The following is a 14406-nucleotide window of genomic DNA, read 5'->3' on the forward strand; positions in this document are numbered from 1 at the left end:
GGCACGGAAGCGAGGTACTGACGTGACAGGCTGGCAGTTCTGGGTCGACCGAGGCGGCACCTTCACCGACATCGTCGCCCGTCGCCCCGACGGGCGGCTCCTCACCCGCAAACTGCTGTCGGACAACCCGGCCCTCGACCGGCCCGGACCTCCTCCCGGCGAGGCGCGACCCGCCGCCGACGCGGCGGTCGCGGGCGTGCGCGAACTGCTGGCCGGCTCCCGCGATCCCGTCGAGTCCGTACGCATGGGAACCACGGTCGCCACCAACGCCCTCCTGGAGCGCACCGGCGAACGCACCCTCCTGGTCGTCACCCGAGGCTTCCGTGACGCCCTGCGCATCGCCTACCAGAACCGCCCCGCCATCTTCGCCCGCCGCATCGAACTGCCCGAGCTGCTGTACGAACGGGTCGTCGAAGTGGACGAGCGTGTCGCCGCCGACGGCACCGTCCTGCGCGCCCCCGACCTCGCCGCCCTCGGCGGGCCGCTGCAGCGGGCCCACGCCGACGGCATCCGCGCCGTCGCCGTGGTCTGCATGCACAGTCACCTCCACCCTGCCCACGAACAGGCGGTCGGGGAACTCGCCGCCCGCATCGGCTTCCCGCAGATCTCGCTGTCCAGCGAGGTCAGCCCGCTGATGCGACTCGTCCCGCGCGGGGACACGGCCGTCGTCGACGCCTACCTCTCGCCCGTGCTGCGCCGCTACGTCCGGCAGGTGGCCGACGCACTCGACGGCGTACGGCTGATGTTCATGCAGTCCAACGGCGGCCTCGCCGAAGCCGCGCAGTTCCGCGGCAAGGACGCCGTCCTGTCCGGTCCGGCCGGCGGCATCGTCGGGATGGCCCGCATGTCGCAGCTCGCCGGCTTCGACCGGGTCATCGGCTTCGACATGGGCGGCACCTCCACCGACGTCTCCCACTTCGCCGGGGACTACGAACGCGTCTTCACCACACGGATCTCCGGTGTCCGGCTGCGCGCCCCCATGCTGGACATCCACACCGTCGCCGCAGGCGGCGGCTCGGTCCTCCACTTCGACGGCTCCCGCTACCGCGTGGGCCCGGACTCGGCCGGCGCCGACCCGGGCCCGGCCTGCTACCGGGCCGGCGGACCGCTCGCCGTCACCGACGCCAACGTCATGCTCGGACGCATCCAGCCCGCCCACTTCCCCGCGGTGTTCGGCCCGAACGGCGACCAGCCCCTAGACGCCGGACTCGTCCGCGACCGCTTCACCACCCTCGCGCGCGAGATCCGCGAACGGACCGGAGACGACCGCACCCCGGAGCAGGTCGCCGAGGGCTACCTGCGGATCGCCGTCGCCAACATCGCCGCCGCGGTGAAGCGGATCTCCGTCCAGAAGGGCCACGACATCACCCGTTACGCCCTCACCACCTTCGGCGGTGCGGGCGGGCAGCACGCGTGCGCGGTCGCCGACTCCCTCGGTATCCGTACCGTCCTGGTGCCGCCCATGGCGGGTGTCCTCTCCGCGCTCGGCATCGGTCTGGCCGACACCACGGCCATGCGCGAACACTCCGCCGAGGCACCCCTGGAACCCGCCGAGATGCCCGGCATCCACCGGATCGCCGACGACCTGGAAGCGGCGGCCCGCGCCGAACTCCTTGCCGAGGACGTCCCCGAGGACCGGATCGAGGTCACCCGGCGCGCCCAGCTCCGCTACGACGGCACCGACACCACCCTCACGGTCGAACTGACCGACCCCACCGTCATGCGCCGCGCCTTCGAAGAACGTCATCGCGCCACCTACTCCTTCACGCTCGACCGCCCGATCGTCGTCGAAGCCCTCTCCGTCGAAGCCACAGGCATCACCGAGCCCCCCGATCTCTCCGCCCTCGCCCCCTACGAAGGCCGCCCCGCCGTTGCGCGCCCCGTCCGCCTCCACACCGGCGGCACCTGGCGCGACGTCCCCCTCCACCGCCGCGAGGACCTTCCCCCCGGCGAGGCGGTCACCGGCCCGGCGATCATCACCGAGGCCGGCACCACGACCGTCGTCGACGAAGGCTGGCGGGCCGCTCCGAACCAGGACGGGCATCTGGTCATGGAACGCGTCGGGATTACGCAGAGTTCCGATCCGGGCACGGAATCGGACCGGGGGGCCGACCCGGAAGTCGACCCGGTGATGCTCGAGATCTTCAACAACCTCTTCATGTCCATCGCCGAACAGATGGGCGCCCGCCTCGAGTCCACCGCCCAGTCCGTCAACATCAAGGAGCGCCTGGACTTCTCCTGCGCCCTCTTCGACCCGGACGGAAACCTGGTGGCCAACGCCCCCCACATCCCCGTCCACCTGGGCTCGATGGGCACCGGAGTCAAGGAGGTCATCCGGCGGCGCGGCTCCACCATGCGCCCGGGTGACACCTACGCCGTGAACGACCCGTACCACGGCGGCACCCATCTCCCCGACGTCACCGTGATCACCCCGGTCTTCGGCACCGGGCCCGTCGGCACCACGCAGGGCGACAGGAAGGCCCTCTTCCACGTCGCCTCCCGCGGCCATCACGCCGAGATCGGCGGCATCGCCCCGGGGTCCATGCCCGCCGGAAGCCGCAACATCGACGAGGAAGGCATCCTCTTCGACAACTGGCTGCTCGCCGAGAACGGCCGGTTCCGCGAGGAGGAGACCCTCGGCCTCCTGACCGACGCCCGGTACCCCTCCCGCGACCCGCGGACCAACCTCGCCGACCTGCGCGCCCAGATCGCCGCCAACCGGAAGGGCGTCGACGAGGTCGGCCGGATGATCGAGAACTTCGGCCTCGACGTGGTCCAGGCGTACATGCGGCACGTCCAGGACCACGCCGAGGACTCGGTGCGCCGCGTCATCGACACCCTCGAGGACGGCGGGTACGCCTACGAGACCGACTCCGGCGCCGTCATCCGCGTGAGCGTGCGCGTGGACCGCGCGGACCGCTCCGCCACCATCGACTTCACGGGCACCACAGCGCAGTTGCCCACCAACTTCAACGCCCCCTTCTCGGTCGTCAACGCGGCAGTTCTGTACGTCTTCCGCACCCTGGTCGGCGAGGACATCCCGCTCAACGACGGCTGCCTGCGGCCGCTGCGGATCATCGTGCCGCCCGGCTCCATGCTGGCCCCCCTGCCACCCGCCGCCGTCGTCGCGGGCAACGTGGAGACCTCCCAGAGCATCACCGGCGCTCTCTACGCGGCGCTCGGCATCCAGGCCGAGGGCTCCGGCACCATGAACAACGTCACCTTCGGCAACGACCGCCACCAGTACTACGAGACCGTCGCCTCCGGCTCGGGCGCGGGGGACGGTTTTCCCGGGGCCTCCGTCGTGCAGACCCACATGACCAACTCGCGCCTCACCGACCCCGAGGTCCTGGAGTGGCGACTGCCCGTCCGCGTCGACGCGTTCGCCGTGCGCGCGGGCAGCGGAGGAGCAGGCCGGTGGCGCGGCGGGGACGGCGCGGTCCGCCGCATCCGGTTCCTGGAACCCATGACCGTTTCCACGTTGTCCCAGCACCGCAGGGTCCCCCCGTACGGCATGGCGGGCGGCGCCCCCGGGGCGCTCGGCGCCAACCGGATCGACCGCGCGGACGGTTGCGTCACCCCACTCGACGGCAGCGATTCGGCGGACGTGCGCCCCGGTGACGTGCTCGTCGTCGAAACCCCCGGCGGCGGCGGCTACGGTCCACCGCGGGACCTTCACCGAGCAGGAGAAAAGTACGATGATCTTCGGGCGTTCTGAGCGCGACAAGCCCCCGGTCGAGCCCGTCACGCTCAAGATCCTGGTGGCCGGCGGCTTCGGCGTGGGCAAGACCACGCTCGTCGGCGCGGTCAGTGAGATCAGGCCGCTGCGCACCGAGGAACTGCTCACCGAGGCAGGGCGCCCGGTCGACGACCTCAGCGGGGTGGAGGCCAAGAACACCACCACGGTGGCCATGGACTTCGGACGCATCACGCTCCGCGAGGATCTGGTGCTGTACCTCTTCGGCACGCCCGGCCAGGAGCGGTTCTGGTTCATGTGGGACGAGCTCGCCGAGGGTGCCCTCGGCGCCGTCGTCCTCGCCGACACCCGGCGGCTGCAGGACTGCTTCGCGGCCGTCGACTACTTCGAGCGGCGCTCCATACCGTTCCTCGTCGGCGTCAACTGCTTCGAGGGAGCAGCGCGTTACCCGGCCGAGGACGTCCGCCGGGCGCTCGATCTCGACCCGGACGTACCGATCCTGATGGGCGACGCCCGGGACCGCGAGTCGGTCAAGACGGTTCTTGTCGGCGTCGTCCAGCACGCCATGGCACAGGCGGCGCAGCGCCGCCAGGCCGTCACCACCTGAACCGGAGGCGGCCCCGGCCGGACCTTCCCCGGCCAGTGCCGCGGCCCTCTCCGTACCGCGCGGGACCGGACGCGTACGCACCGCCCCGGACAGCCGCGCGGACGGCGCGAACAGCCCGCCCCGCGTCAACCGGGCACCGTGCGCCGGCACTGCCGCGTACTGGCTCCTCGTCTCCACGCACTCCGCGGCGGGCACCGCACCCGACTCGTCGCACAGCGTCCGCCTCGCGCACGTGGCGTCGTACGGTACGGCCGGCCCACCGAGGTCGGCGGGGGTACCGGCGAACACGTTGACGTGAAGGGGAAACAGCGTCTCCCGCGGACCGCTGCCTGCTGCCCGGGGCAGCAGGTCCGGGCCAGGTCCTCGCCTGTCTCCGGACGGTCGCGTGTCTCCAGGCCCGCCGGCCCGCCGGCCCGCCGGCCCGCCGGTCGTCAGGTCGGCCACCGGTGGGAGGGCGAAGCGAAGGCCGCCCGTCCAGGAGCGCACGGGAGCATGACGGCGCCTCCACCAGGTCGCCTCCCCGGCATCACGCATTGCGGCAACGGCCCCTCCCTCGTGGGAAGAAGACCCGGGCGCGGCCCGAACGGCGGGTGCCGAGGAGCCGGAATCCGTCCTCGTCCTCGGCGAACCACCCCGCAGCCACCGGTGTGCGCTCACGTGTCACCGCACCTCCACGGGGCACAACTCCGACACCGGCACCCCGACCAGAACTCCCGACGGGCCGTCAGGAGCGTGCCATGGCCGAGCGGGCAGGGGCAGGATGCTTCCCCACAGCCCCCACAGCCCTCACAGCCCCCACAGCCCTCACAGCCCTCACAGCCCTCACAGCCCTCACAGCCACCGCAGCCACCGCAGCCTGATGGACACAGGAGACATGACACGACTCTCCACCGCTTTCCGGTGTCCCGGGGGCCGCTCACCGGCCACCGCTGAACGGCCCCCGGACACTCCCCGGAGACGCCTCCGCCCCGATCGGCTACAGTCCGCGCGTGCCCAGAACCCAGATCCCCGGCCCTGATCCCGTGCCGGACTCCCACTGTTCGAGCTGCGGCACGCCCTTCGGCGAGGGCGTCTCGGGCTGGCCCCGCACCTGCCCGGCATGCGGCACCGCCGCCTATCGCAACCCGCTGCCGGTCGCGGTCGCCCTCCAGCCCGTGTACGACCCGAAGGGCACCGCCCTCGTCGTCGTCACCCGGACCATCGCCCCCGCGCGCGGAGGCACGGCCCTGCCCGGCGGTTACATCGACGACCGGGAGGACTGGCGCCAGGCCGTCGTCCGTGAACTCCGGGAGGAGACCGGCATCGACGTGGCGAGCCGGGACGTACGGCTCGCCGACGCCATGAGCTCGCCCGACGGACACCTGCTGCTGTTCGGGCTGCTCCCGGAACGTCCCGCGGAAGGGCTGCCGCCGCCGGACGCCACGGACGAGACGGAGGGCTGGCACCTGCTGCGGCACGCGGAGGAACTCGCCTTCCCGCTGCACACGCGTGCCGTGCGGGCCTGGTTCGAGGGACGGTACATCTGACGCGACGCCGCGCCTCGGTCCCGCCGTCCGCAGCCCCGGCCGGGAGGCGGGCCGTGCCCCGCCCCGGTCAGTCGGGTCCCAGCCCACGGACGCGCACCGGGTGGGAGAAGCGGCTGGTGCCGTCCTCGCTCTTCCGCTCGACGACGATCCGGGAGGCCGCCCAGCGGGCGGTGTACCGCTCGAGGTCCGGCTCCTCCCAGCCGTCGCCGGCGTCCGCGACGACCGTCCCGCCGCCGGTCCGCCCCCTGACAGGCGCCCACACCTCCAGTTCCAGCCCCCCGTCCTGCCCGCACACGGGAATGACGGAGCCCGCGCGGGCGAACACCGGAGCGCGGTCCAGGGGCGCGTCGACCACCACCTGAGCAGGCCCGTCGAACGCCCGCCCCGTCGCCGTCTCGTACCAGCGCCCGCCGGGCAGCCGCACCGTACGCCGCTCCACACCCGGATCCAGCACCGGCGCCACCAGCAGGCTGTCGCCCAGCAGGAAGGCGTCCTCGCAGTCACGCAGCCCCCGGTCCTCCGGCGCCGACCACCACAGCGGCCGCACATAGGGAGCCCCGGTACGCCGGGCCAGATGCGCCAGAGTCACGAAGTACGGTTGCAGCCGCCGGCGCTCGACGAGGACCGCGCGCGCGTGCGCCAGCACCTCGGTACCGGACTCCCACGGCTCCCTGTGTCCTGTGCCCGTCCCCGCGCGGGTGCGGAACAGCGGCAGATGTGCGCCCAGCTGGAGCCACCGCAGATACAGCTCGGCAGAGGGATGTCCGCCGGTGCCGCCGACGTCCGGCCCCGTGTGGGGGACCCCGCACAGCCCGAGCCCCAGCACCAGGGCCAGCGAGGCCCGCAGACCGGGCCAGCCCGTGGCCACTTCCTCCGACAGGATCCCGCCGTAGCGCTGCATGCCGGCCCAGCCCGAGCGCGAGAACAGGAACGGCCGCTCCTCGGGCAGCAGCGCCCGCAGCCCCTCGTGAGCCGCCCTGGCCATGCACAGGGCGTACACGTTGTGCGCCTCGCGATGATCACCGTCCCGTCCGTCCAGGGCGTGGCGGGCCGAGCGGGGGAGCGTCGGCTCCCCGAACGCGGTGAACGACGTCGGCTCGTTCATGTCGTGCCAGAAGCCCGCGAACCCCTGCTTCAGCCGCTCCGCGTACAGATCGCCCCACCACGCGCGCACGCGCGGGTGGGTGAAGTCGGGGAAGACCACGTCCCCGGACCGGGACACACCCTGGACGACGTCTCCCGACGCGTCGCGCACGAACGCGTCCCGGGCCGCCCCCGCGTCGTACACGGCACGGCCGTCCCCGGCAGGGACCGCAGGGCCGACGACCGACACCAGCCGGATCCCGTCCCGCCGCAGCTCGTCGGCCAGCGCCGAGAGCTTGGGGAACCGCTCCTGGTCCACGGTGAACCCCTGGTGGGCGTCGTGGTGGCCGCTGCCGAGGTGGACGGCGTCGAGCGGCAGCCCGTGCTCCTGGTGGCCGGCGACGGTCCGCCGCACCTCCTGCTCACCGTCGTCGCCCCACCGCGCGTGATGATGTCCGAGGGCCCACGCGGGTGGCAGCGCGGGCGCACCGGTCAGTGACGCCCAGACGAGCAGCACCCGCGCGGGAGTGCCCACCACCACCCAGCAGCGCAGCGGCCCTCCCTCCATCCGCAGCTCGCTGGACCCCGCCCGGTCGTGCCCGGAACCGGAGCCCTCCGCCCCCTCCCGCAACGTGACGGTGCCGTCCCACGAACTGTCGTGGAACGCGAGATGCGTGCCCGCGTCGGCCACCACCAGCTGCACCGGCATCGTGACGGGCGGCGGAGCCTCGCCAGGCCCGAAACCGCGACCGGGACCCGTGTTCCACAGCCGGTAGGTACCGTCCCGCAGCCACGGCCCCGAGGCCCGTCCACCGAGCCCGAAGAACCGTGCGTCGGCACGTACCTCGGACCGCTGCATCCAGCGCGCCGGGCCTCCTGCCACCGGCTCCCACCACCGCGGTGGCAGCTCCCGACGCAGCACCACGCCTCCCGGAGTGAGTACCTCCACCGCGCCGTGCCTCGAGACGGCGACCGTCACCCGCTCGGCGACCACCCGCCAGCCGCCGTCGGTGTCCGGCTCCAGCACCGCTCGCGGGTCCGGTTCGGGACAGCGCCCGGCCAGTGCGTACGACGGCTCCGGAGCCGCCCCGTCCCAGCCCCAGAAGACGGCCCCGTTGACGGCGACCCGGATCCGCAGCTCGGCACGGCCGAACCGGACGACACCCCCTCCGGGCCCGGGCTCCACCTCCCGCACCGGCCCGGGAACGCGCGCGCGCTCCGCCCCGCGGGGCGGCAGCCCGGTGGCATCGGCCCGCCGCCTGCGCCACGCTGCCCGTACGGTACGCAAACCCTGCGCCGTCCCCACCGAGCCGACCGATTTCACCGAACGCACCAGGTCACGACCGTCCATGGCGCTCACCCTGCCACTGCCGGCACCTCGCGGGAGTGTCGTTCAACTGCCGTTCACCCATGATCGGCCCACATCTTCACGACCGGGACCATGTGGGCCGTCCCCTGGTACGGAAGACGATCACGTGGCATCGTCCCTGTCAGCCGCGTCACGCGCCCACCCCAGCCCGTGCGCGCGGGACGCACACGACGCGCACAGTCCGGGAGCCGCCCATGTCGACCGTGAACCCCCAGCCGCTCTGGCAGCCAGATCCGGAGCGCATCGCCCGTGCCCGGATCACTCGGTTCCACACATGGGCGGCCGAGCACCACGGCGCGCCCGCCGAGGGCGGCTACGCGGAACTGCACCGCTGGTCCGTGGACGAGCCGGAAACCTTCTGGAAGGCCGTCACGGAGTGGTTCGACGTCCGCTTCTCGACCCCCTACGCGCGCGTGCTGGGCGACCGCTCGATGCCCGGCGCCCAGTGGTTCCCCGGTGCCACCCTCAACTACGCCGAACACGCCCTCCGCGCGGCTGCGAACCGCGCAGAGGAGCCGGCGCTCCTCCACGTCGACGAGACCCACGACCCGAGGCCCGTCACCTGGACCGAACTGCGCCGCCAGGTCGGCTCCCTCGCAGCCCGACTGCGCGCCCTCGGCGTACGTCCCGGCGACCGCGTCAGCGGCTACCTGCCCAACATCCCGCAGGCCGTAGTCGCCTTCCTGGCCACCGCGGCCGTGGGCGGCGTGTGGACCTCCTGTGCGCCCGACTTCGGCGCCCGCAGCGTGCTCGACCGCTTCCAGCAGGTCGAGCCGGTCGTCCTGTTCACCGTCGACGGCTACCGCTACGGGGGCAAGGAGCACGACCGCCGAGACGTCGTCGCCGAACTGCGCCGAGAACTGCCCACCCTGCGCGCCGTCGTGCACATCCCCCTGCTCGGCACGGACGCCCCCGACGGGACACTCGACTGGCAGGCCCTGACCTCCGCGGACACCGAACCGGTCTTCGAGCAGGTGCCCTTCGAGCACCCCCTCTGGGTGCTCTACTCCTCCGGCACCACCGGGCTGCCGAAGGCGATCGTCCAGTCCCAGGGCGGCATCCTGGTCGAACACCTCAAGCAGCTCGGACTCCACTGCGACCTGGGCCCCGAGGACCGCTTCTTCTGGTACACGTCGACCGGCTGGATGATGTGGAACTTCCTCGTCTCCGGCCTGCTCACCGGAACGACGGTCGTCCTGTACGACGGCAGCCCCGGCTACCCGGACACGGGTGCCCAGTGGCGGATCGCCGAACGTACCGGCGCCACCCTCTACGGCACCTCCGCCGCATACGTCATGGCCTGCCGCAAAGCGGGCGTGCACCCCTCGCGCGACTTCGACCTCTCAGCGGTGCGGTGCGTCGCCACCACCGGCTCCCCCCTGCCGCCCGACGGTTTCCGCTGGCTGCACGACGAGGTGCGTGAGGACCTGTGGATCGCCTCCGTCAGCGGTGGTACGGACGTGTGCTCCTGCTTCGCCGGTGCCGTACCCACCCTTCCCGTCCACGTCGGCGAGCTGCAGGCACCCTGTCTCGGCACCGACCTGCAGTCCTGGGACCCGGGCGGCAGGCCCCTGACCGACGAGGTCGGCGAGCTCGTTGTCACCAGCCCGATGCCGTCCATGCCGATCCACTTCTGGAACGACCCCGACGGCAGCCGCTACCACGACAGCTACTTCGACACCTACCCCGGCGTCTGGCGTCACGGCGACTGGATCACCCTCACCTCCCGGGGGTCCGTCGTCATTCACGGCCGCTCCGACTCCACGCTCAACCGCCAGGGCGTCCGCATGGGGTCGGCGGACATCTACGAGGCCGTCGAGCGCCTTCCCGAGATCAAGGAATCCCTCGTCATCGGCATCGAACAGCCCGACGGCGGCTACTGGATGCCCCTGTTCGTCCACCTGGCACCGGGAGCCGTGCTTGACGAGGACCTGGCGGGCCGCATCCGGCAAACCATCCGTGAGGAACTGTCCCCACGCCACGTCCCCGACGAGATCATCGAGGTGCCCGGCGTCCCGCACACCCTGACGGGCAAACGCATCGAGGTCCCGGTCAAACGACTTCTCCAGGGCACCCCGCTGGAGAAGGCGGTCAACGCCGGCTCCGTCGACAATCCGGATCTGCTCACCTTCTACGAGGACCTGGCCCGCGAACGAGCCTGAACCCACCCCGGCCGCCGGGTCCCGACCGCCTGGCCGGACGCCGCTGTCAGTACCCCCGATTACTGTGAGTGAGCAGTGATCGACCGTGCAGGGGGAGACATGACGTACACCGACCACCGAACCATGCGACGCGTCCTGCGCCGCGAAATCGCGGGCACCATCGGGCTGCTCACCGACGAACACGACTTCCGCGCCATGCGGCACTACCGGAGCTTCACCTTCGACGACCACCGTACGTATCTCGAGCACATGGAGGCCCTCCTCAGGTCCCGTGCCCTGCAGGGCAGCCACACCACACTGGCCCTCTTCGACCCCGAGGAGTACGCGGAGTTCTGCGCACAACGCGGCCTCGACCCGGACAGCCACGCCAGCCGCACCCGCTTCACGGCCGAACTGGCGGCCACCGGCCCCACCGTCTCCTACGAGGGACAGCCCCTGACCGATCTCCTGCCCGCTCTCGTCGACGAGGGCGTCCGCCAGGCGACCTGGGAGTACGCGGCCATGCTGCTCGCCCGTCTCGGCGCCTGCCCCACGTGCGGAGAGGACCTGGGAGGCGAGGCCTTCGCCCGCGCCTCCCAGCTGGTCGTCCGCATCCTCGAAACGGCAGGTCCTGGAAGCCGGCACCTCGTCTGCAGCGTCGCCGGACCCCCCGAGACCCTGGTCGCGGTCCTCCACGCCGACGACAACGGCGGGCCTCTCGAACTGGATGACGCCGAGATCCTCGAATTCACCACGGTGCTGGCCGTCGGCCTCGCCACCGACAGCCCGGGCGGGCTCGTCATGCGGACCACCGCCCCGGGCGCCCCCGACCGCGTTCACGGCTGGCGGTTGCGCGTCCAGGGTCTCGAACCCCTCACCGCGGGCGAGGTGTTCGACGCCTACTGCACCGACGTCGAATCGGGAGATCTCATCTCGCCGGAGTCCAACGTCGACTACTGCGAGCCGCCCGACCTCGGGGAAGGTCCGCCTCCGAGCCACCGCCACTGAACCCTGAGCGGGTAGCGGGGAGCGGGGCCACGGAAAGGGGCGCCCCTTGAGTGGAGCGCCCCTCCGGGAGCAGCGGCGGTCCTCGGCCCGCCCGCCGCATCCTGCTCGCCCTGCTACTCGCCCGACAGTACGGCCTGAGCAGCCCTACGGGCCTCCTCGGCGCTGTCCGTCGCACGGGCCGCCGCCGCGGCCCGCTCGCACTGCGCCAGAGTGAACTTCGCCAGCGCCGCCCGCACATAGGGAAGGGACGCCGCACCCATGGAGAGGGAGGTGACACCCAGACCGGTCAGCACCGAGGCGAGCAGCGGGTCGGACGCGGCCTCACCGCAGACACCACAGCCCTTGCCCTCGGCCTTCGCGGCCTCCGCCGACAGCGCGATCAGGTCGAGCAGCGCGGGCTGCCACGGATCCTGCAGCCGGGACACCGCACCCACCTGACGGTCCGCGGCGAACGTGTACTGCGCGAGGTCGTTCGTCCCCAGCGACAGGAACTCCACCTCCCGCAGGATCGAGCGCGCCCGCAGCGCGGCCGACGGAATCTCGACCATCGCGCCGAACTTCGCGTGCAGACCCGCCTCACGGCACGCGTCGGCGAAGGCCTTGGCGTCCGCGCGGTCCGCCACCATCGGGGCCATCACCTCAAGGTGGACGGGCAGCCCCTCCGAGGCCTTGACCAGGGCCGAAAGCTGGGTGCGCAGCACCTCGGGGTGGTCGAGCAGCGACCGCAGACCGCGTACGCCCAGGGCCGGGTTGGGCTCGTCCGAGGGGGTGAGGAAGTCCAGCGGTTTGTCCGCGCCCGCATCCAGCACCCGCACGACCACACGGCCCTCGGGGAACGCTTCGAGCACCTGACGGTAGGCCGAGACCTGCTTCTCCTCGGAGGGAGCGTTCCTGCTGTCGTCCAGGAAGAGGAACTCGGTACGGAAGAGACCGACACCCTCCGCGCCCGCCTCGATCGCGGCCGGCACGTCCGCCGGACCGCCGATGTTCGCCAACAGCGGCACCGTGTGACCGTCCGCGGTCACACCGGGACCGGTCGACGCGCCCAGCGCCGCCCGGCGCTCGGCCGCAGCGGCCTCGAGCTGCCCCTTCTTCTCCTCGCTCGGGTTCACGAAGATCTCACCGGTGCTGCCGTCGACGGCTATCAGTGTCCCCTCGGGGAGTTCACCGGCACCGGGCAGGGCCACCACGGCAGGCACACCGAGCGCCCGGGCCAGGATCGCGCTGTGACTGGTGGGCCCCCCTTCCTCGGTCACGAAACCGAGCACCAGGGCCGGGTCCAGCAGCGCCGTGTCCGCCGGCGCGAGGTCACGGGCCACCAGAACGTAGGGCTCGTCGCTGTCCGGGACGCCCGGCATCGGCACGCCGAGCAGCCGGGCGACGATGCGGTTCCGCACGTCGTCGAGGTCGGCCACACGACCCGCCAGATACTCACCGGCAGCGGCCAGCAGGTCACGGTACGCGGCGAACGCGTCGTACACCGCACGCTCGGCGGTGCTGCCTTCGGCGATGCGACGTTCCACGTCCGTCATCAGCTCGGGGTCCTGGGCCATCATGGCCTGGGCCTCGAGCACCGCCTGGGCTTCTCCGCCCGCGAGGTTGCCGCGCGCCATCAGATCGGCCGCCACCGCCTCCACGGCCTTGCGGGCGCGCCCCTGCTCACGCTCCGCCTCCTCAGTCGGGATCTGCCTGGCCGGCGGCTCGAGCACCGCCGTTCCCATGTGCCGAACCTCGCCGATCGCCACACCATGGCTCACACCGACGCCTTGCAGCGTTGTCTCCATCTCACTGTCTCCGGTAGTGCGGCGTTTCCGCCGCTGTGTGGGTTGCCCTGCCGGCCGTCGGGAGACGGCGCCGGTGTTACTTCCAGAGGAAGAGGCGTTCGCCGGCCTTCACCTCGCTGTCGTCCCGCAGTTCGGAGAGGGCCTCCACCATGGCGTCCAGGGCCACGACCGGGCACACCGGGGACTTACCGGAGGCCTCGACTGCGGCAGGGTCCCAGCGCACGATGCCCTGACCGCGGGTCACGGTGTCGCCCTTGTGGACGAGCAGTTCGAAGCCGTCACCGTTGAGCTGCACGGTGTCGATGCCGAGATGGGTGAGCACGCCGTGCCCGCTCTCGTCGACCACGACGAACGCGTGGGGGTGCAGAGAGACGACGACACCGTCGACGGGTGAGACAGCCGTGGACGGCTCCCGTACGGGGTCGATCGCCACACCCGGGCCGACCATGGCCCCGGAGAAGACGGGGTCGGGCACGGAGTCGAGTCCGATCGCCCGTCCTGCGAGCGGGGACGTCACGGTGGTCATGGGAAGCCTCCCAGGGCGGAGATTCATAGGGGCCCGTCACTGTCGGTCTCGGACGGCGCACTGTGATGCAGCGTATGTCACCGGTAGTACCGGTTCCGTACGAGAGGCCCGATTAGAGGTCTAGACCACATCTTCTCGCCGATTTGCACCCGCCGCACGGCCCCCTGTACAGTCGAGGACCTGCCTGGGGCTGAACGACGTGATCTCGCGTCGCTGTCCTGCAGTAAATCCAACGTGTAGATCCTATCCCGGGGTCACCTTCTGCATGCTCGCAGGACGGTGGTCAGAGGGCCGGAGAAACACTGGTAGTGTTGGAGACACCGAAGGGAAGCGCCTGGAGGAAAGCCCGAGAGGGTGAGTACAAAGGAAGCGTCCGTTCCTTGAGAACTCAACAGCGTGCCAAAAATCAACGCCAGATATGTTGATACCCCGTCTCCGGTCGTTCGGCCGGGACGAGGTTCCTTTGAAGCAAACACAGCGAGGACGCTGTGAACGGCCGGGCTCATTCCGCCCGACCGTTCCGCTCTCGTGCGTGTCGTTCCCGATCACGGGAAAACATTCACGGAGAGTTTGATCCTGGCTCAGGACGAACGCTGGCGGCGTGCTTAACACATGCAAGTCGAACGATGAACCACTTCGGTGGGGATTAGTGGCGAACGGGTGAG

Annotated in this window: 8 protein-coding genes and 1 rRNA gene; 6 read left to right on the top strand and 3 right to left on the bottom strand. The window is 71.6% G+C overall.

What is annotated here, in order from left to right; translation table 11 throughout:
- Positions 1–22 precede the first annotated feature (22 nt).
- The 3 genes from ORI94_RS21540 to ORI94_RS21555 all read left to right on the top strand — a co-directional run bounded on the left by ORI94_RS21540 (position 23) and on the right by ORI94_RS21555 (position 5830).
- On the top strand, positions 23–3718 hold the full coding sequence (locus tag ORI94_RS21540) for a hydantoinase B/oxoprolinase family protein (RefSeq protein ID WP_266078163.1): 3696 nt from the start codon (positions 23–25) through the stop codon (positions 3716–3718).
- Positions 3699–4304 (top strand): GTP-binding protein, encoded by a 606-nt coding sequence (locus tag ORI94_RS21545; RefSeq protein WP_266078164.1) that lies wholly within the window; start codon positions 3699–3701, stop codon positions 4302–4304. The genes ORI94_RS21540 and ORI94_RS21545 overlap by 20 nt, the downstream gene beginning before the upstream one ends.
- Before the next feature lie 989 nt (positions 4305–5293).
- The gene (locus tag ORI94_RS21555) at positions 5294–5830 is read left to right on the top strand and encodes an NUDIX domain-containing protein (RefSeq protein ID WP_266078166.1); all 537 of its coding nucleotides are present in this window, start codon (positions 5294–5296) and stop codon (positions 5828–5830) included.
- A 67-nt stretch (positions 5831–5897) separates the two neighbouring features.
- Here the strand turns inward: ORI94_RS21555 and ORI94_RS21560 are convergent, their stop codons facing one another.
- Positions 5898–8264, bottom strand: a complete 2367-nt coding sequence (locus ORI94_RS21560) for a glycoside hydrolase family 31 protein (RefSeq protein ID WP_266078168.1) — start codon at positions 8262–8264, stop codon at positions 5898–5900.
- A gap of 212 nt (positions 8265–8476) precedes the next feature.
- Here ORI94_RS21560 and ORI94_RS21565 point away from each other — a divergent pair, with 212 nt between their 5' ends.
- Positions 8477–10444 (top strand): acetoacetate--CoA ligase, encoded by a 1968-nt coding sequence (locus ORI94_RS21565; RefSeq protein ID WP_266078170.1) that lies wholly within the window; start codon positions 8477–8479, stop codon positions 10442–10444.
- A 99-nt stretch (positions 10445–10543) separates the two neighbouring features.
- Positions 10544–11431: a hypothetical protein gene (locus tag ORI94_RS21570; protein ID WP_266078172.1), complete on the top strand. Its 888-nt coding sequence runs from the start codon at positions 10544–10546 to the stop codon at positions 11429–11431.
- A 113-nt stretch (positions 11432–11544) separates the two neighbouring features.
- On the opposite strand, the gene ptsP is transcribed toward ORI94_RS21570, so the two are convergent.
- Positions 11545–13215, bottom strand: a complete 1671-nt coding sequence (gene ptsP, locus ORI94_RS21575; protein WP_266078174.1) for a phosphoenolpyruvate--protein phosphotransferase — start codon at positions 13213–13215, stop codon at positions 11545–11547.
- A 76-nt stretch (positions 13216–13291) separates the two neighbouring features.
- Complete coding sequence (locus ORI94_RS21580; protein ID WP_266078176.1) at positions 13292–13741, bottom strand: PTS sugar transporter subunit IIA; 450 nt, start codon at positions 13739–13741, stop codon at positions 13292–13294.
- Between the two features lie 558 nt (positions 13742–14299).
- On the opposite strand from ORI94_RS21580, the gene ORI94_RS21585 reads away from it, so the two are divergent.
- Positions 14300–14406: ribosomal RNA gene (locus ORI94_RS21585) — 16S ribosomal RNA — on the top strand; the annotation flags it as partial.

This window comes from Streptomyces sp. NEAU-W12, assembly GCF_026242095.1.
In the GTDB taxonomy this organism is placed as follows: Bacteria; Actinomycetota; Actinomycetes; order Streptomycetales; family Streptomycetaceae; genus Streptomyces.